The sequence below is a fragment of the Devosia algicola genome, from assembly GCF_028816455.1.
Taxonomy (GTDB): Bacteria; Pseudomonadota; Alphaproteobacteria; order Rhizobiales; family Devosiaceae; genus Devosia; species Devosia algicola.
Map to the genome: position 1 here is coordinate 3,154,179 of NZ_CP118246.1, position 18,881 is coordinate 3,173,059.

Consider the following 18,881-nt stretch of genomic DNA (forward strand, 5'->3'; position numbering starts at 1 on the left):
TCAATTCTTGGCCAAGGAGCTGTTAATCGCGCAACAGTTCATTGATGCCGGTTTTGCTTCGCGTCTGCGCGTCAACGGTTTTGACGATTACCGCGCAATACAATGAGGGTCCCCAGTTTTGGCCGGGTAGTGGTTTGCCCGGAAGGGTGCCTGAAACAACCACCGAATAGGGCGGCACTTTGCCAATGTGAACTTCCCCGGTCGCCCGGTCGATGATCTTGGTTGAAGCACCGATGAAAACGCCCATCGAAATAACCGCGCCTTCGCCCACGACCACGCCTTCAACCACTTCCGAACGCGCCCCGATAAAGCAATTGTCCTCAATGATCACCGGACCGGCCTGCAAGGGTTCCAGCACCCCGCCAATGCCGACCCCGCCAGAAATATGCACATTCTTGCCGATCTGCGCGCAGGAGCCAACGGTCACCCAGGTATCCACCATGGTGCCTTCACCGACATAAGCGCCAAGATTGACAAAGCTGGGCATCAACACCACGCCCTTGCTGATATGGGCCGAATGGCGCACCACCGCACCCGGCACAGCCCGGAATCCGCCAGCGCGGAAATCCGCTTCGCTCCAGCCTTCAAATTTGGTCGGCACCTTGTCCCAAAAGGACGAACCGCCTGGCGCCCCTTCGATTAGTCGGTTGTCATTGAGCCGGAACGACAGCAGCACCGCCTTTTTCAGCCATTGGTTGACCTGCCATTGCCCATCGACTTTTTCGGCCACCCGCGCCTTGCCGCTATCAAGCAATGCCAGTGCGTCATTGACCGCCTCGCGTACCGCTCCCGTGGTGGAAAAGTCGATCTCATTGCGGTTTTCAAAGGCTGTATCAATTGTATTGGCGAGATCAGCGTGAGACATGCAGGGTAATCCTTGGGCAAACACAGTTTGGCCGGGACCATAGCGAGGCGCTTTGCGGTGTCAATCACTAGAAGCACGCCCAAACTCATCCTTAACTGTCTTGATGACACCATGGTGCCAAATCCAAGGAGAGCCAGACATGGCCAAACGCCGCCACACGCCCCTGCGGACGTCCGCGCAGGACGTCGATGCCGCCAAGCGCACCCCCCAGACGCCCCAGACCGAATCGGCGGCTTATCGCCTGGCCTTTTCCGACGAAGAGTTCATGACTGCCGAGGAAACGCGCGGCATTCGCTTTCAGCTTGAATATACCAAGACCGAAATGCGCCTGAGTGAACATGGGATCAATTCCACCATCGTGCTGTTTGGCGGGGCGCGCATTCCTGAACCCGGCAAACCGGCATGGGCCGCGCGCAATGATACCCAGAAGGCCAATCTGGAAAAGGCCTCGATCTATTATGACGTGGCCCGGCGCTTTGCCCAATATGCGTCACTGACCTCCCTTGCCCAGGACAGCAGCGAATTCGTGGTCGTTACCGGGGGCGGCCCCGGCGTCATGGAAGCGGGCAATCGCGGCGCTGTCGATGTTGGCGCTCAGTCGATTGGGCTCAACATCGTATTGCCCCATGAGCAGGCGCCCAATCACTTTGTAACGCCCGAACTGAGCTTCAATTTCCACTATTTCGCCACCCGAAAGATCCATTTCCTGCTGCGGGCCAAGGCGGTCGCGGTGTTCCCCGGCGGCTTTGGCACCATGGACGAGTTTTTCGAAACCCTGACTCTCATCCAGACGGGCCGCATGGATGCGGTGCCACTGCTGCTGTTCGGCGCCGAATTTTGGGGCAAAGTCATCAATTTTGACGCCCTCGCCGCAGCCGGGACGATCGCGCCGACCGATCCCGACCTGTTCACCATCGTTGATAGCGCCGAAGAAGGCTGGAATGTCGTGCGTAAATTCTATGACCTGCCCGATGTCGGCAACGCGCCAGGGTGGCAGGCCGACTAGCAGCGTCTAGTATGATTTGTCGGGCAAGGGGATGAACTCGGATTCGTCCGGCACCGCGCCGAACCGGGCGTTTTTCCAGTCCTCTTTGGCCTGTTCAATCCGCTCCTTGCTCGAGGAGACAAAGTTCCACCAGATGTAGCGCGGGCCTCCCAGGGCCGTGCCGCCCAGAAACATCATGCGGGTGGCGCGCACAGCGGTGACCTTTATCGGATCGCCCGGCCGAAACACCAAAAGGCGCGGCCCTTCGAACCGATCCCCGGCAATATCGATCTCGCCGTCCACCAGATAGATGGCACGCTCCTCATGATCCGCGTCTAGCGGCGCACTTGTTCCCGCAGCCAGCGTTACCTCGACATAAAACCAGTCTGACACCATGCCCACTTTAGCTGTCTTGCCAAAGGCGGTGCCCGCAATGACCCGGGCACTTAGCCCAGCGTCGGACACCAGCGGCAGCGCCTCTGCGCCAAAATGCTGGAACGAGGGATCGATCTCTTCGCGCCCTTCGGGCAGGGCGATCCAACTTTGCAGGCCAAGCATCTTTTGCCCCACCCGGCGCTCGACATCGGGCGTCCGTTCAGAGTGGGTGATGCCTCGCCCTGCGGTCATCAAATTCATCGCGCCCGGTTGGATTTCCTGCACATTGCCCTCGCTGTCGCGATGGGTAATCTTGCCATCGAACAGATAGGTGACGGTCGACAGCCCGATATGAGGGTGCGGTTTGATGTCCATGCCCTGACCGGCGATAAACTGCACCGGGCCGAAATGATCAAAGAAAATGAACGGGCCCACCATCTGGCGTTTGCCATGGGGCAGGGCGCGGCGCACCGGAAAATTGCCGATGTCGCGTGTTCGCGGCACAACGACCAGTTCCAGCGCCTCGCACGACTGCGCATCGCCCAATATCGGATCATTGGATGGCAACCAGGTCATTTGCGCTCTCTTGGTTGGTGAAACAAATTACACTCAAAGCCGACTAAATGGCTCGATCAAACGTTAATACCAAACCGGACATCAGTCACTCAAACGATAGCCGAGGTACTTTATGAGCCAGCAATTTGACGCCATCATAATCGGGGCAGGCCAGTCGGGCCCTTTCCTCGCCGCCAAAATGGCTGAGGTAGGTTCAAAGGTCGCACTGATCGAGCGCGAGCATCTCGGCGGCACCTGCGTCAATGATGGCTGCACGCCCACAAAATCACTGGTTGCCAGCGCCCGCGCCGCCCACATGGCCCGCCGTGCCGCCGATTTTGGCGTGAACGCGGGCAATGTCACCGTCGACATGAAGGCGGTAAAGGCGCGCAAGGACACAATCGTCGGCGCCTCCATTTCCAGCCTGACCGACTGGCTCGGCAATCTCGACAATCTGACGCTCTTTTGGGGGGAAGCCGGTTTTTTGTCCGCCAACCAGGTTAGCGTCAACGGCCAGGCCCTGACGGCACCGAAAATATTCATTAACACCGGTGGACGCGCCAGCATCCCCGACTGGCCCGGCCTGTCTGATATCCCCTACCTCGACAACACCTCGATGATGGACCTGGACGTCGTGCCCGACCATCTGGTCATCGCCGGCGCCAGCTATGTCGGGCTCGAGTTTGCCCAGATGTATGCCCGTTTCGGCGCTAGGGTCACCGTCTTCACCAACGGCGACCGTCCGATTGCGCGCGAGGACGACGATATATCCGAGGCGGTGCGCGAAATACTTGAGGCCGAGGGCATCCAATTCCTGTTCAACACCAGCGACGTAAAATTGTCGAAATCAGAAAACGGCGTCGAGATTGCCCTCAAGGCCGACGGCAAGTCCAAAACCCTGAGCGGCTCGCACTTGCTGATCGCTACCGGTCGGCTACCGAATACCGAGGCGCTCAATTTGACAGCGGCGGGTGTCGCCACCAACAAGCGCGGTTTCATCGATGTTGACGACCATTTGCGCACCAATGTGCCCGGCATTTGGGCGATGGGCGACGTTAATGGTCGTGGCGCCTTTACCCATACCTCATATAACGACTTTGAAATCGTCGCCAATAACCTTCTTGGCGATGGCAATCGTAACATTGGGGCGCGCATCCCGATCTATGGCCTGTTCATCGACCCGCCACTGGGCCGAGTCGGCATGAGCGAAGCCGAAGTGCGCAAGAGTGGCAAACCTGCCCTGATCGCCACCATGCCTATGACCAAGGTCGCCCGTGCCCGCGAACGCAGCGAAACCCAGGGGGTTCTCAAAGTGCTGGTAGATGCGGAGACCAAGCAGGTGTTGGGGGGCGCCTTTCTAGGCATCGAGGGCGATGAGGTCATCCACGGCCTGCTGCAACTGATGGCTGGCAAATTGCCCTGTACCGTCATGCAGCACGCCGTCCATATTCACCCAACCGTCAGTGAATTGATCCCGACCCTGCTGGGCACGCTCAAGCCGCTGGAGTAGCTGCCAGCGCGAGTTGCTCCTCGACAAAGGTCTTTTCAATCGCGATGCCGTCCCATTCGCTCGGCGTTTCTGCATCAAAAATCAGCGTGTAGGGGCCGCTATAGCCGGCTTCGTCCGCCGCCGACAAACATTGGGCGTAGTCGGCTTCGTCCATCTGTCCATTATTGAAACTGGCCTTGGCGTGGCACAGTTCGGCACGCCCGAAAATTGCCCGCAGATCCGCATATTTGTTGGGGCCGCTCCAATTGCCAAAATCGGCATTCAACCCCACGCGACCATCGAGTCGATCAAGCAGGTAATTGACGTGGCCCGGCTCGGCCAGAAGATCGAACCAGTTTTCAACCACCAACCGGGTCGAGCAGCCCGCATTGCGTTCGGCCAGGCTCGCCAATGCCCGGGCCGACAGGTCAAGCGTGTCGCTACTGGGCGGTTGTTTGCCGGCAATGACGCGGGCATGTTTGGCCCCGAGCGCATTGGCGGTTTCCACCCACTGGGCAATCCAGTCCGTGTCGCGCTGGCTGGTGGTGGGGTCTGATATGTCGCCCGCCTCAATCAGCAATGTCTGCAATTGCACATCGACACGCGACAGTGCGTCGCGCAACTCGCCGAGATAGACCGGGTCACGGCTGGGCAGGTGGAACGAGCAGATTTCCAAGCGGTGAATGCCATGATTGGCAACGGCGGAGGGAATATCCAGCAGGGATTCGTTGACCTCACCATAGGTTTCATGCGCCGCCGGGATAGTGAGCGTGTCCAGATCGTGGGGATAGGTCGTGCCCATCATCCGATGCAGCGACCAGGTTGAAATAGCGATCCGGTCGGCCGGGTTTGCGGTGGTCATGCTCATATGTTCCTGCTGTTGTTCGAGGCGAGATTGCAACGACCTGCGCCGCTGTTCAAGGCGACAAAATCGCTTACCCCTTCGGAATCCAAAATTGAACCCCCGTCCTTAAACCTTATAGATGCGCTCAGCGTTCCGATGCAAAAGCTTGGCTTTTTCGTCGTCACTGGCGCCCTTGATCAGCGCATGAGTGGCCTCGACCCACCGCGTCAGATTGGCGGTCTGCGTGCACACGGGGTGATCCGAGCCCCACACAACGCGATCCCACCCAAAACTGTCGATGACATGCTCAACAAACGGCCGCAGATCATCCACCACCCAATCGGGCTTGGCATAGGCCACAACGCCCGAAATCTTGGCGGCAACATTGGGCATGCGCGCCATCTCGGTGATGTAACCCCGCCAGGGGTCCAACTGCTGGGCGGCAACATCTGGCACACCACAATGATCAAGAATGAAATGCACGTCGGGCGCCTTCTGGATCAGTTCGGTGCCCAGCGGCAGCTGGTCCGCCCGCAGGCAAAGATCAAAGCTCAGATCATAATCGGGCAGGTGACGGATATTTTCGATGAACAGATCAGACTGCGACATCTCATCTGGTGCAACGTGCAGCACGCGCCGCACGCCCTTGATGTGCGCATGTTCGCTCAACTGCTCGATCTGGTCGACAAAACCCATATTCTCGGGACGGCAACCCGCAATGGCCCCGGCAATCCGGGGCAGGCCGAGGACAAATTCGGTTTCGGCCAGCTGATCGCTTTCCGCGACATCGACTTCCATGTGCAGCGCCGCCTCGATGCCCAGCGGCAAGGCTTCGGCAAAATAACTGTCCACGCTCCAGGGCTTGTTGAGCCTTCGGCGCGTTGGCCAGCCAAGGGTAGCTAACACGATCTGGATAGACCAGATGCAGGTGGGTATCGAGAATGCGCATGTCGGCGGCCTCCGCTGAATCAGGAATTTGGTTGGATGGTAGGTCGCTCACACCAATCCACCAATGCTAAAAATCATGGCCGGGAGCGCCATACGTCTTTTTGAGTGTAGACTCCGGTCCCGTAACTGCTAACATGTTAGCATCCCAGATCGCAAATGCGCTCCCTCCTGATGGCACTCATATCGTTAAAGGCTTGTAATGTCTCATCTAACCGGCAAAATTGTTCTCATCACGGCTGCGGCCCAAGGCATTGGGCTCGCCTCGGTTCACGCTTTCCTCAAGGCCGGCGCCAAAGTCTTCGCCACCGATATCAATGCACAAAAGCTGGCCGAACTGGATGGTACGCCAAATCTGACGACCATGGTTCTCGATGTACTCTCGACCGAGGCGGTCAACAAGGCGGTCGCCGAGATTGGCCGCATCGATGTGCTGTTCAATTGCGCCGGCGTGGTTCACAGCGGCGGCATAATGGAAAGTTCCGACAAGGACCTAGATTTTGCTTTTGATCTGAACGTGCGGGCCCAGGTGCGCACTATCAAGGCGATTCTTCCCCAGATGCTCGAGCGCAGTGATGGTAATATTATCAACATGGCCTCGGTCGCCTCATCGGTAAAAGGCATTCCGAACCGGTTTGTCTACACTGCTACCAAGGCTGCCGTGGTCGGGCTGACCAAGTCAGTTGCCGCCGACTATGTCGACAAGGGCATCCGCTGTAACGCCATTGCGCCCGGCACCGTCGATAGCCCGTCGCTGCATCAACGCTGGGAAGACACCGGCGATTTCGAGAAAGCCAAGGCCGCCTTTATTGCGCGCCAGCCAATCGGTCGCATCGGTCGGCCAGAGGAAATCGCCGACCTTGCGGTCTATCTTGCCGGGGCCGGCTACACTACGGGTCAGGTTCACGTCATTGATGGTGGCTGGACCGGTTGACTTCCTGTCCAACTTCAGTTGGCACTCACCCTCCCCAGTCGGGGAGGGTTTTTTATGCGCCAATCAGGCCCATTCGCCCTTGCGGAAAACCGGCACGATGGACCCATCGGCTTTGATCCCATCAATGTCGATCTTGTCAGAGCCGATCATCCAGTCGATGTGAATATTGCTGGTATTGCCGCCCTTCGCCGCGATCTGCTCGGGGGTAAGGGACTTGCCACCGACAAAGCAGTCGGCGTAGCACTGGCCCATGGCGATGTGGCAGGCCGCGTTTTCGTCGTAAAGCGTATTAAAGAACAAAAGGCCCGATGCCGATATCGGCGATGAGTGCGGCACCAGTGCCACCTCGCCCAGACGGCGCCCGCCCTCATCGGTGTCCAAAACCTTGTTGAACACATCCTGACCCTTGCTGGCCTTGAGTTCGACCAGGCGACCACCCTCAAAGCGCGCCTGCATCTTCTCAATCAGCGAGCCATTGTGCGACAGCGGCTTGGTGGCGGCAACATGACCATCGACGCGCATTTTGTGCGGGGTGGTGAACACTTCCTCGGTCGGAATATTGGGATTGCAGGTAATCCCGTTTTTGGCTTCCGACGCGCCGCCCTTCCACTGATGCCCATCGGCCAGTCCAATCGTCAGGTCAGTGCCGGGACCAGTATAGTGCAGCGAGGCAAAATTCATCTCATTGAGCCATGTCCAGCGCTGCTTCAGATTGGCATTGTGGGTCTTCCACGCCGCGATCGGGTCGTCCTGATCCACCCGGCTGGCCGCAAAAATAGCGTCCGCCAGCTTGCCCACGGCAACGTCCTCGGAATCATTGGGAAACACCAGTTTCGCCCATGCCTGGCTGGGGTAGGAGACAATGTTCCAGTTGATATCAAAGCCGGTGATCTTTTGCAGCGCCGGCTTGTAAGCCGCCGAATTGGCGCGGTTGGCGCGTGACACTTTGTCGGTGTCCTGCCCGGCCAGCATCATCGGATTGTCGCCGGCAATCGCCAACCGCGCCGCATTGTTGGAAAAGGCTTCGGCCATGCCTTTGTAAAGCCAGCCTGCCGCCTTGTCGAAACTGGCGTCATTGGCATGCTTGTACCGGGCCAGCGTTGCTTCCTCGTCTGAATAAAACGTCGTAACCAGACCCGCGCCGGCTTTATAGGCGTGCTCGGTGATCCGGCGTACCAGCGGCGCGGCGGTCATCGGGGCTGTCATCACCAGATCCTGCCCTTCAGCCAATTGCAGGCCAACCTTGATGGCCACTTGGGCGAGTTTATCCAGTTTGACGGGATCGATCGGGGTCGTTGCGCTCATGAGAAAATTCCGAATGAATATATCGAGATAGGACAGCCTCAAGCTAATGCGCTTTGACCCACATTGCGAGGGCAGTCGCCAAATTTCTCCGGACCGGGACTCAAGACATGTTGCGCTTGGGCAACATCACTCAAAAGGCCGTGATCAGCCATATTGGCGAATTGAAAAACTTGATCTATAGATGGGCTTTCAAACCCCTGATATGGGAGGCGTTCGTTGACAGCATCATTTGCGATTACTCCCATCGGCATGTTCCGACCTTAAAGGTCCGTTCTGCCCCGAGCGTTGGCGCTCAATTTCTCACTTCCTGACAGCGTGATCTTAAAGGCATTGCCTCGCGCTGTTTTCGTTTTAGTTCAGGGGACCGGTCCGCCGTAATGGTGGCGCCGGAACGTTTCATGGCTCGTTTCAAACTCAATATTCGTGGCGATGCATTCCGCAAGGTGCTTGGCTTCACCTTTGGCTTCTGGAAGCAGCAACCGATCCGCGCCGTTTTCACTGCAGCCTTGGTTTTGGGCGCGACGCTTGCCGAAGCATTTAGCCCTCTGTTTGCCGGTAAACTGGTCGATGCGGTGGCTTCGGGAAGTGGTCAGGCCGCGCAGTTCTGGGATGCCGCTGCAACGGCATTCTGGGTCATGGCTGCGCTTTATCTGGCCTCCGTGCTGTTGCGCCAATTGGTGTTTTTCAGCCTCATCACCTTCACCCTGCGCATCATGAGTGAAGTCACCACCAGCGCCTTCCATCGCGTCCAGCGGTTCTCCACCGATTGGCACGCCAACAGCTTTGCCGGGTCCACCGTGCGCAAGATCACGCGTGGCATGGGGGCGCTCGATCTGCTCAATGATACGCTGCTCATCGCCCTGTTCCCCTCGCTGGTCATGCTCGTCGGTGCGACATTTATCCTTGGCGCAGCGTGGCCGGTCATGGGCCTGGTCGTTGGCGTCGGTTCATTGATCTATGTCGGTGTAACGGTCGTGCTCTCGGTCGGCTTCGTGGCGCCCGCTGGCGCTTTGGCTAACGCCTGGGACACGAAGATGGGCGGTGCGCTGGCCGATGCCGTCAGTTGCAACACAGTGGTCAAGGCCTTCGGCGCCGAAACCCGCGAAGAAACGCGGCTGCAGCGCGTTGTCGACAAATGGCGTCATCGCACCCGCAGGGTCTGGCAGCGCGGCACGCTCAATGGGGGCGCGCAGGGCCTGATGATGGTGATTATGCAAAGCGCCATATTGGGCACCGCACTGTTGCTGTGGCAGCAGGGGCTGGCAAGTCCGGGCGACATCACCTTCGTCCTGACCATGTTCTTCGTCCTGTCGGGTCACCTCCGTGACGTCGGCCAGCATATTCGCAATCTGCAGCGCTCGGTCAATGACATGGAAGAGCCTGGTCCAACTTTACGAGCAGCCGCTGGGCGTGGAGGATAATCCCGACGCCGGCCCCATTGCCATTGGCGAGGGGGCAATTGTCTTTGACAACGTCACCTTCCAGTATGGTTCGCACCAGACCCCGCTTTATCGCGATTTTTCCGTGTCGGTCGCGCCCGGCGAGCGCGTCGGATTGGTGGGACATTCCGGATCGGGCAAGACCACCTTCGTCAAGCTGATCCAGCGGCTCTATGACATCAACTCGGGTGACATCCGCATTGATGGCCAGGATATTGCTGGGGTTCAGCAGTCGTCCCTGCGCGGCCAGATCGCAATCGTGCAGCAGGAGCCAATCCTGTTTCACCGCTCGTTGGCCGACAATATCGCCTATGCCCGTCCCGGCGCCAGCCGAGCCGAGGTGGAAAGGGCCGCCCGTCTGGCTAGCGCTCATGATTTCATTGTTGGCCTGCCCAAGGCCTATGAAACCATGGTCGGTGAGCGTGGCGTCAAACTGTCAGGCGGCGAACGTCAGCGTGTTGCAATCGCGCGGGCATTTCTGGCCGACGCGCCGATTCTGATTATGGATGAAGCAACATCGAGCCTAGATAGTGAAAGCGAAGTGCTGATCCAGGAAGCCATGGAACGCTTGATGGTGGGGCGCACAACGCTCGTTATTGCCCACCGCCTGTCCACGGTTCGCGCCCTTGATCGCCTGTTGGTGTTCGACAAGGGACGAATTGTTGAAGAGGGTCGGCACGAGCAGGCTCATCCAGCTTTCGGGCGGCATCTATCGACGCCTGTTCGAACGTCAGGCGCTCGAGTTGACCAAGGGCCTGATGATCGCCTGACAATAAAAATCCGGGACGCGCTCGCGCCCCGGATCTGTTGTTCGTAACCGTTCTGGCCCGATTATACGACGTCAAGCGTAACGTCAAAACCGTTGCGCGACACTTCGCTATAGGGGCAAATGATATGCGCCCGCCGCACTACGTCCTCGGCCGTTTCCTTGTCCAGGCCCGGCAGATGCACCTTGAGCGCCGCCTGAATCCAGAACCCTTCGCCATCCTCGCGGTCCCGGAAGCTGACTTCGGCGGTAACCGTTGAATCGTCCGCTATTGGCGTCTTGGTCTTGCCCGCCGCGCCCCTGATCGCGCCCAGGAAACAGGCCGAGTAGCCGACCGCAAACAATTGTTCTGGATTGGTGCCGCGCGCGCCGTCGCCGCCCATTTCCTTGGGCGTGGTCAGGGTGACATCGAGCACCCCATCATCAGTTGCGCCATGTCCCTGACGGCCCCCGGTGCTTGTGGCTTTGGCTGTATACATGATTTTCATTCAATTTCTCCTTGTCAGGCACAACGGCGCAATAGGGCACTCGTTGCAATTTCAGCGGCAGCCATTGGCTCTTTCAGTCGATACGATCAGGCCGATATTGGCGCGCTCATAGGTATTGAGGCTAACGGCTGCCTGATCGGCGATATAGCATCCATCATTGCCGAAACTATTGATGGCGCGCTGGGTTTTGAAACAATAGCCGTTCTGGTGATACATCGAATTGCGCAATTCCCAAAGCACCTGGCACGAAAGATGGCGCACCTCGCTGCGCGTAAAGTAGCGCCCATTGTCGCACCCAAGATCTTCATAGCAGTTTGCCCACGCGGCGCTGGTACTGGCCAGCAAGGCAATTGCCATTGCGCATAATTTGATACCCATGTCTGCCTCCTCCAAAAATCTAGACGAAATTCACCACGGAACGGGCCATCTGTGAAGATGCATTCATTTGCGCGCACCAGGCGAACAGTGCATTCAACCATGGGCAGTAGCAGGCTGCGTTGTCCGGCCTATATTAAGAGCCAGTTGTCGTCTTGCGACGTTTCAAATTCAGCCAGCGAGGAATAATGATGATCGACGCAACAGCGCAGACAGACGTGCGATCGGCCCCATTGCTGCCTCTGAGCACCCGGCTTGGTCCTGTCCATCTTGCCGTAACCGATAGGACACGGGCATTATCCATCTGGCGTGATGTCGTCGGACTGGACGTTGTCGCAGACCTGCCCGATCGGCTCGAACTCGGGATCGGCGCGCAGCCACTGATCGTGCTCGAGACCAACGCCAGCCAACCTGCCGTGCCACGCTCAATCGGGCTATACCATGTGGCCATCCATGTGCCGACCCGCGCCGACCTTGCAGCGATGGCCCTGCGCGCCATCCGGCATCAGGTCCGCATTTCGCCGACAGATCATCTGGTTTCCGAGGCCATCTATCTCTGGGACTTTGATGGCAATGGCATTGAAATCACCTTCGAAACACCTTGGCGTGGTACTTTGAGTGATCCAGAAAACGGGCACTACGCCGTAACGACCGAGGGCAAACCGCATTCTGGCCGCGAACCCATCGATCTCGAGGCGCTGCTTGCCGAGGTGGGCGACCAGCCGCAACTGCCAGCAACCATGCCCGAAGGCACACGCATCGGCCATGTTCATGTCCACGTCAACGATTTGGACGACGCCATGCGCTTTTATCGTGACATTATCGGTTTTGCCGGTTTTCTGCTGATCCGCTCGTTCGGCATGGGCGATGTGGGCTTGAACTACATGCCACACACCATCGCCTTCAATGTCTGGGCCGGTCCCGGCGCCAAACTGGCGCCAACCAATAGCGCCGGTTTGCGTTGGTTCACCATTCGGGTGCCCGACGAAGCGAGTTTGGCCGGGGTCGCAACCCGACTTGAAAATGCCGGTGCAATTGTTGAGACTCTTGCGTCGGGGATCGAAACCCGCGATCCTTCCGGCAATCGCGTGCGCATTCTCGCCGATAGTTGAGACCGCCCTAGCCACAATAATCCAGAGGATAGCAGGACTAATATGACCCAACCGAGCGACGTCATCGACTTTTGGTTTGTCGAGCACGGGCCAGAACAGTGGTTTTCCGGCGGCGAGGAATTTGATCGGGCCTGCGCGACGCGGCTGGGGTCTGCCCATGAGCAAGCCTCACGCGGCGAACTTTACCATTGGCGCGACAGCCTTGATGGTCGCCGCGCCGAAATCATCCTGCTGGACCAGGCTCTCCCGCCAGGCTCAATCGCGGCTCACCCAAAGCGTTCGCGCAGGATTTGATGGCACTGACCTTGGCGCAGTATATCGTGGGCGAAGGTCTGGACAAGTCGCTGACCGGCGCGGAAAAATCATTTGTCTTCATGCCCTATATGCATTCGGAATCACTGGTGATCCAGGAAATCGGCATGGCCTTGTTCAGCCAGCCTGATACAGAGAACTGGTTTGAATTCCAGCAAAAGCATCGCGATGTTATCGCCCGCTTTGGCCGCTTTCCCAAGCGCAACAAAGCACTGGGCCGCATTTCGACACCGGAAGAGATCGCCTATCTCAAAGAGATTGGCGACCGCGCTTTTAGGACCTCAGCAAGGCCGGATCGACAAGTGCGCCTTTTTGGCCAATGACGATACCCGCCACGCGATGCGCCGCGGTCGCGGCTTCATCCAACCCGCGCCCCGCAATTCGCGCACAAAGATAGGCCCCATTAAAAGAGTCGCCGGCGCCGGTCGCATCAACCACATTGTCTGCTTTTGGCGGCGAGACGCTGACCTGTTCGGCGCGAGAAGCAATAACGGCGCGATTGGCGCCATCCTTGACCGCCACTTCCTCGACACCCAGTTCGAGATAACGATTGGCGGTATCTTCGACGTTCTTGTCACCAAACAGGGGCGCCTCGTCGCTGTGGGTAGGCAATACAACGTCACACAGGCTCGCGGCTGCCGTCAGCATCGAGGCCATCACTCGTGGTGAACTCCAAAGTGCGGGTCGCAAATTGGGATCGAAGACCACGCGCGCGCCTGCGTCCCGCGCGGTGACAATGGCACCCAACAACCGACCGCGCGCGCGCGGCTGCAAGATCGCCAGCGTAATGCCCGAAAAATAGATAATATCGGCGCCCTCGACGGCACGCGCCAGGGCCTCCTTGTCGTCGGCCAATTGCCGTGCCGCAGAATTTTCCCGCCAATAGGTAAAGTGCCGGTCGCCCTTGTCCTGATGGATCATGTAAAGGCCGGGCCGCTTGTTGGCGACAGTGGCAATATGGCCGGTGCCGATCTTGTGGCTGTCCAGAAATCCCCGAATATCGCCCGAATACCGGTCGTCGCCGAGCGCGGTCACATAGTCGACCTGCCAGTCCGGCCCCAGGAGCGCGCGCATGTACCATGCCGTGTTGAGCGTATCGCCGGCATATCCAAGCCGATATTGGCGCTCCTCACCCCCCGACATTTCGATCATGCACTCGCCAATACTCACGAAGCGTTTTTGCGTCAAATCCTATCCCCCGGCGCCGAATTAGCCTTGCTTATCGCCTACCTAGCCATAGCCTGCAATCGGGAGGTGGCGCTTTTCCAAATTCTACCATACAAGAACCGCATCGACCAATGGATGCCGCTATGACCCGACTTTCAACCAATTCACTTTCCAATGCACCCGCCAGTGTAGTCCTACCAGCCTATGATCGGACCGGACTGACCGCCGGAATCGTTCATTTGGGCATAGGTGCATTTCACCGCGCCCATATGGCGGTGTATCTTGATGATTTGCTCAAGGATAATGCCGATTGGGCCATTATCGGCGCCAGTCTTCGTCGACCCGACACCAAACAGGCGCTGGGTCCGCAAGATTGCCTCTATACTGTTGCCGTGCGCGATGCCTCAGGCACCAAACCGCGCGTCATTGGCTCGATCGTTGATATTATTGACGCCAATGTCGAACGCGAAAGACTGCTCGAGACGATGGCATCGCCCAACATTCGCATCGTCTCCCTGACCATTACCGAAAAGGGGTATTGCCACGATCCCGCCACTGGCGAACTGGATGCCAAACATCCAGACATTGTCCACGATCTGGCCAATCCCGAAAATGCCCGCAGTGCCCCCGGCCTGATTGTTGCCGCACTTGCGCGCCGCCGCGCTGCAGACGTTGCGCCCTTCACCGTGATGAGTTGCGATAATTTGCCCTCCAACGGCGTAACCTGCCAGCGTATTGTTTCCCGCTTTGCCAGTCTCATTGATGCCGATCTGGGCCGGTGGGTTGCCGATAATGTCGCTTTTCCAGGCACCATGGTTGATCGTATCGTACCCGCAACGACCGATGCGGACCGCGAAGCGGTCAGTAAAATGATCGGCGCTGATGACGCTTGGCCGATCATGACCGAGCCCTATACCCAATGGGTTATCGAAGACAATTTTCCTGGAGGCCGCCCGCCGTTTGAAACCGTCGGTGCGCAGCTGGTAGAAAGCGTCGAGCCGTTCGAATTGATGAAACTGCGCATGCTCAATGGCTCGCACTCCACCCTTTCCTATCTGGGCTATCTGGCGGGATACGAGCATGTCTCTGATGCCATGGAAGACGAAAATTTTGTCAAGCTGGTCCACCAGATGCAGACCGACGAGATCATGCCGACACTCGATATGCCCGGCACCGACCTGCCAACCTATCGCGATCAATTGCTGGCGCGTTTCGCCAATCCGGCCCTCAAGCATCGCACATGGCAGATTGCCATGGATGGCAGCCAGAAACTGCCGCAACGCCTTTTGGGCACCATTCGCGACCGTTTGGCATCAGGCAACTCCATCGACCGGTTGGCGCTCGGCGTGGCCGCATGGATGCGCTATGTCATGGGCATCGACGAGAATGGCAAATCCATCGAGGTCAAGGACCCGATGTCCATGCGTTTAATGGCCATTGCCGCTGAGGCCGGACAGAGCCCTGAGGCTCTGTTCGATGGCCTTGTGGCGCTGCCCGAAATTTTCGGCTCGGACCTGATCGATCAGCAGGTGTTCAAATCAGTTGTGGTTGGCCACCTCGAAAATCTCTTCGAGCATGGTGCTTCCCAAACCGTTGCCGATCTGGTCGTCCAGACCCCTGATCTTGTGCTGCCCTAGCACCATTAGGACGCGACGGTCTGCCTTGCCGCCTCAAGGCAACGCGCCAAGCGCGTTGCCCAGAACAAGACGCCCTCCGGCTCGGCAATCTCGTCATTGCGCAACTCGATCATTGTTGCATCGATGCCGCGTCGGTCCCCATGCTCCTCAAGGGTGAACGTCACCCCGTTCTGGGCCGCATAGGGTTCGTTCCACCCCACATTCAACCCCGGCGCCTCGGCCTTGAGTGCATCGCACAGCGCCTTGGTATATTTGGGATCTTGGCCATGGATAAGTCCGATGGGCCAGGGACGCTCAATGCCCAGAAACGATGGCGTAAACGAGTGCATGCACACCAACAAGGTCTTCAAACCCGCCGCCGCCCGCCGGTTGAGCAGCGCACCGATTGCATCATGAAACGGGGTATGAAACTGGTCAATTCTGGCTTGCCGTTCCTCGGGGGACAGATTTTCATTGGCGCCGATTTCCGTCGCTTCCGACAGCGTGCGGATCAGTTCAGGAGAATCAATGCCGCGATTGGCGTCGACCACCAGTCTTGAGATGGTTGAGTGAATCAGCGGCGCATCTAGCAGCTCGACCAGTTGATGACTGACTGCCAGTGCCCCCGGATCCCAAGCAATATGAGACAGTCTTTGCGTCTGGCTGAGGCCAAGATCGCCATAGCGTTCGGGAATGCGATTTGACGCGTGGTCACACACCAGCACCAGCGGGCTGACCCCGTCCTTGTTCACGACCAATACCGGTGGCACTTGCCGCGCCGCCAGTCGGCGATCTGCAACCTCGTCAACCATGCTCGCCCCGTTCGTCGTCACTCTGCGCGGCTGCATCCAAGCCTGCCATCTGGACAGTCATCGACGCCGATCGGTGCTAGATGAGTCTGTTTTGATGGCCCTGTCAAACGCCATTCGCGTGTGGCTTGCATCATCCCGGCACGCTCAGGCCGCGTCTACTTCCTTGAGCGCCAGAAATTCTGACGCACTCATGATGATCTTGCGGTCAATATCGCCAATCGCGTTAGGGTCCTTGTTCTCATAGGTCAGTTTGTCGAGCACGGTTCGAATGACATTGAGTCGCCCGCGCCGCTTGTCGTTAAAGCGCGCAATGGTCCATGGGGCGTGGGCGCTGTCGGATCGCTCCAGCATCACGTCGCGGGCCCTGGAATAATCGGCCCAGCGGCTCAAGGCTTCGAGATCAACCGGCGACAATTTCCATATTTTAAGGGGATCGTGTCGGCGATCGTGAAACCGCTTGAGCCTGCATTTCGCGCCCGATCGACAGCCAGAATTTGAACAGATGAATGCCATCATTGGTAATGCGCTTTTCAAAGTGCGGCACCTCCTCGAGAAAGTGCTCGGTCTGTTGCGGCGTACAAAACCCCATGACCGGTTCGACTCCGGCCCGGTTGTACCATGACCGGTCGAAAAGCACCGTTTCGCTGCCGGCGGGAAACCAGTCCACATAGCGCTGGAAATACCATTGCGTACGTTCACGATCATTGGGCTTGGGCAGCGCCGCGATCAGATTGTAGCGAGCGTTCAGATTAGCCAGGTAATTCTTGATCGTGCCGCCTTTTCCAGCGGCATCGCGCCCCTCAAACAGCAGTATGACTCGTTCACCGGTCTTGGCCAGATGCGCCTGCAACTGCACCAGTTGCACCTGCAGATCGTGCAGTTCTGCATCATAGATTTTACGATCAAGCTTGTGTTCATAAGGATAGCCGCCCGATTCCAACGCCCTCTTCTTGATCGCCTTGGGCAGATGCGGGTCGTTGATGTCGAAGGCTCTTTATCGCGTCGTTCACACTGTCTCTCCGTTGTTGTAATCAACGTGCTATGAAGCCCGCGCGCACGCAAGGCCCGCCACGCCAACTTTGTGTCAAAGAGTGAAAATGGTTGATCGTTCCCAAAGTGATGTCCGCGCCGTAAAGCACTTGCCACAAATGCTTGATCGACTGCGCACTCGCCTGACACTTCTTGTCTGCATGGCACTGGTGCTGGTCGCCCTTGTCATTGGCGCCGGATTGCACTGGCCCGAAGCGGCGCTGGCACTACTGATCGTGACCATTGCCGCACTGTGGCTGCCGGTTACGGCGAGTAAGCGCGACAATCCGTTGCCTGTAACCACGACAGGCAGCATGACCACCATGACAGTGGATCGCTTCGTCGATGTCTTGCTCGATCCATGCCTTGTACTGGATCGCCGCGCGATTGTACGCCATCGCAACGCGGCGGCCCAACATCGCTTCCCCAACATCGCGGTCGGCAATCCCATAACCTTTGCGCTGCGCAATCCTGAACTGGTCAGGGCAATCGAGACGGTATGGCAGAGCGGTGAGACCAGTTTGTTGGAACTGCACGAAACTGTTCCCAGCGAAACCTGGGAGAAGGTGGCCATATCCCGGCTACACGGTTCGAGCGATGCAGCAGACGGCACATCCGCACCCCTGCTGCTGATCACCTTTCACAGCCTGACCGAGCTCAAACGGGTTGACGCCATGCGCTCCGATTTCATCGCCAACGCGAGCCATGAACTGCGCACGCCCCTGACCTCGTTGCTTGGCTTTATCGACACCATGCTGGGCCCGGCGGCGCGTGACACCGCCGCGCGGGAGAAATTCCTTCTGATCATGCGCGCCCAGGCCGAACGCATGGCCAAACTGATCGAAGACCTGCTGTCCCTCTCGCGTATCGAAATGCATCAGCATGTGCGCCCGACTGGATCGGTTGATCTGGTCGCGCTGCTGCGCGAGGTGCGCCAGGGCCTGCAATCCCAGGCCGAGGCCGCCGACGTCGAGCTTCGTCTGTCAGTGCCCGCCGACGCTGCCAACGCAACCGGGGATCGCGACGAACTCTATGAAGTGTTTGAAAATCTTGTCGAAAACGCCATCAAATATGGTGGGGCCGGCAAGACCGTTGAAATAGAACTGGCGGTCGCCGCCTTGCCCGGTTTTGCCCATCTGATCAGCGTTGTCGACCATGGACCAGGGGTTGATCCCGAACATGTGCCGCGCCTTACCGAGCGCTTTTATCGCATCGATGCCGACGCCAGTCGGCGCAAAAAAGGCACCGGATTGGGCCTTGCTATCGCCAAGCACACGGTTAACCGCCATCGCGGCCAGCTTACCATCCGCTCAAGGCCCGGTCACGGCATGCGGGTCGATGTGTCATTGCCCTGACCCCAAAGGCACCGATTCCGGATCGTCCTTTGACGATTGTTCAATATCAAGGACGGGTATTGTCAAATAGCAAACGCCGGATCGCAACCGATATTTCAAGTGAACGGCGGCTT

16 protein-coding genes and 3 pseudogenes are annotated in these 18,881 nt (G+C 58.2%); 9 read left to right on the top strand and 10 right to left on the bottom strand.

Annotated features, from left to right (window positions below; all coding sequences use genetic code 11):
• Positions 1–22 precede the first annotated feature (22 nt).
• Positions 23–865 carry a 2,3,4,5-tetrahydropyridine-2,6-dicarboxylate N-succinyltransferase gene (gene dapD / locus PSQ19_RS16810; RefSeq protein ID WP_282218678.1) on the bottom strand — a complete coding sequence of 281 codons (843 nt, stop codon included), beginning with the start codon at positions 863–865 and terminating at the stop codon, positions 23–25.
• Positions 866–968: 103 nt separating this feature from the next.
• Here dapD and PSQ19_RS16815 point away from each other — a divergent pair, with 103 nt between their 5' ends.
• Entirely contained in the window at positions 969–1,871 is a 903-nt protein-coding gene (locus PSQ19_RS16815) for an LOG family protein (RefSeq protein WP_407649023.1), read from the top strand.
• Between the two features lie 6 nt (positions 1,872–1,877).
• Here PSQ19_RS16815 and PSQ19_RS16820 read toward each other — a convergent pair whose 3' ends face one another.
• Positions 1,878–2,801, bottom strand: a complete 924-nt coding sequence (locus PSQ19_RS16820; protein WP_282218680.1) for a pirin family protein — start codon at positions 2,799–2,801, stop codon at positions 1,878–1,880.
• Between the two features lie 112 nt (positions 2,802–2,913).
• Between PSQ19_RS16820 and PSQ19_RS16825 the strand changes: the two genes are divergently transcribed.
• Positions 2,914–4,290, top strand: a complete 1,377-nt coding sequence (locus PSQ19_RS16825) for an FAD-containing oxidoreductase (protein ID WP_282218681.1) — start codon at positions 2,914–2,916, stop codon at positions 4,288–4,290.
• Here the strand turns inward: PSQ19_RS16825 and PSQ19_RS16830 are convergent.
• Complete coding sequence (locus PSQ19_RS16830; protein WP_282218682.1) at positions 4,274–5,131, bottom strand: sugar phosphate isomerase/epimerase family protein; 858 nt, start codon at positions 5,129–5,131, stop codon at positions 4,274–4,276. The genes PSQ19_RS16825 and PSQ19_RS16830 overlap by 17 nt on opposite strands.
• 108 nt (positions 5,132–5,239) lie before the next feature.
• Positions 5,240–6,062 (bottom strand): annotated as a pseudogene (locus tag PSQ19_RS16835) (amidohydrolase family protein).
• A gap of 198 nt (positions 6,063–6,260) precedes the next feature.
• On the opposite strand from PSQ19_RS16835, the gene PSQ19_RS16840 reads away from it, so the two are divergent.
• Positions 6,261–6,992 (top strand): SDR family oxidoreductase, encoded by a 732-nt coding sequence (locus PSQ19_RS16840; RefSeq protein ID WP_282218683.1) that lies wholly within the window; start codon positions 6,261–6,263, stop codon positions 6,990–6,992.
• Between the two features lie 63 nt (positions 6,993–7,055).
• Here the strand turns inward: PSQ19_RS16840 and PSQ19_RS16845 are convergent, their stop codons facing one another.
• Entirely contained in the window at positions 7,056–8,297 is a 1,242-nt protein-coding gene (locus PSQ19_RS16845) for an aminopeptidase (RefSeq protein WP_282218684.1), read from the bottom strand.
• 398 nt (positions 8,298–8,695) lie between these two features.
• Here PSQ19_RS16845 and PSQ19_RS16850 point away from each other — a divergent pair.
• Positions 8,696–10,506 (top strand): annotated as a pseudogene (locus PSQ19_RS16850) (ABC transporter ATP-binding protein).
• A gap of 61 nt (positions 10,507–10,567) precedes the next feature.
• On the opposite strand, the gene PSQ19_RS16855 reads toward PSQ19_RS16850, so the two are convergent.
• Both PSQ19_RS16855 and PSQ19_RS16860 read right to left on the bottom strand, forming a co-directional pair.
• Positions 10,568–10,990, bottom strand: a complete 423-nt coding sequence (locus tag PSQ19_RS16855; RefSeq protein ID WP_282218685.1) for an organic hydroperoxide resistance protein — start codon at positions 10,988–10,990, stop codon at positions 10,568–10,570.
• A gap of 51 nt (positions 10,991–11,041) precedes the next feature.
• On the bottom strand, positions 11,042–11,368 hold the full coding sequence (locus PSQ19_RS16860; RefSeq protein WP_282218686.1) for a YARHG domain-containing protein: 327 nt from the start codon (positions 11,366–11,368) through the stop codon (positions 11,042–11,044).
• A 185-nt stretch (positions 11,369–11,553) separates the two neighbouring features.
• Here PSQ19_RS16860 and PSQ19_RS16865 point away from each other — a divergent pair, with 185 nt between their 5' ends.
• From PSQ19_RS16865 to PSQ19_RS16875, 3 genes are read left to right on the top strand one after another with little or no spacing between them, the layout of a single operon-like run.
• The gene (locus PSQ19_RS16865; RefSeq protein ID WP_282218687.1) at positions 11,554–12,477 is read left to right on the top strand and encodes a VOC family protein; all 924 of its coding nucleotides are present in this window, start codon (positions 11,554–11,556) and stop codon (positions 12,475–12,477) included.
• Between the two features lie 42 nt (positions 12,478–12,519).
• Entirely contained in the window at positions 12,520–12,771 is a 252-nt protein-coding gene (locus tag PSQ19_RS16870; protein ID WP_282218688.1) for a DUF924 family protein, read from the top strand.
• Positions 12,771–13,112, top strand: coding sequence for a DUF924 family protein (locus tag PSQ19_RS16875; protein WP_282218689.1), 342 nt, complete (start codon positions 12,771–12,773; stop codon positions 13,110–13,112). The genes PSQ19_RS16870 and PSQ19_RS16875 overlap by 1 nt, the downstream gene beginning before the upstream one ends.
• Here PSQ19_RS16875 and PSQ19_RS16880 read toward each other — a convergent pair.
• The gene (locus PSQ19_RS16880; RefSeq protein ID WP_282218690.1) at positions 13,063–13,941 is read right to left on the bottom strand and encodes a sugar kinase; all 879 of its coding nucleotides are present in this window, start codon (positions 13,939–13,941) and stop codon (positions 13,063–13,065) included. The genes PSQ19_RS16875 and PSQ19_RS16880 overlap by 50 nt on opposite strands.
• Positions 13,942–14,099: 158 nt before the next feature.
• Between PSQ19_RS16880 and PSQ19_RS16885 the strand changes: the two genes are divergently transcribed.
• Positions 14,100–15,593 carry a mannitol dehydrogenase family protein gene (locus PSQ19_RS16885; protein WP_282218691.1) on the top strand — a complete coding sequence of 498 codons (1,494 nt, stop codon included), beginning with the start codon at positions 14,100–14,102 and terminating at the stop codon, positions 15,591–15,593.
• Positions 15,594–15,598: 5 nt separating this feature from the next.
• Here the strand turns inward: PSQ19_RS16885 and PSQ19_RS16890 are convergent, their stop codons facing one another.
• Positions 15,599–16,420 carry an N-formylglutamate amidohydrolase gene (locus PSQ19_RS16890; protein ID WP_282218692.1) on the bottom strand — a complete coding sequence of 274 codons (822 nt, stop codon included), beginning with the start codon at positions 16,418–16,420 and terminating at the stop codon, positions 15,599–15,601.
• Between the two features lie 108 nt (positions 16,421–16,528).
• Positions 16,529–17,366, bottom strand: a pseudogene (gene ppk2 / locus PSQ19_RS20020) (polyphosphate kinase 2).
• A gap of 115 nt (positions 17,367–17,481) precedes the next feature.
• On the opposite strand from ppk2, the gene PSQ19_RS16905 reads away from it, so the two are divergent.
• Positions 17,482–18,768 carry a sensor histidine kinase gene (locus PSQ19_RS16905; RefSeq protein ID WP_282218695.1) on the top strand — a complete coding sequence of 429 codons (1,287 nt, stop codon included), beginning with the start codon at positions 17,482–17,484 and terminating at the stop codon, positions 18,766–18,768.
• The last annotated feature ends 113 nt before the right edge of the window (positions 18,769–18,881 follow it).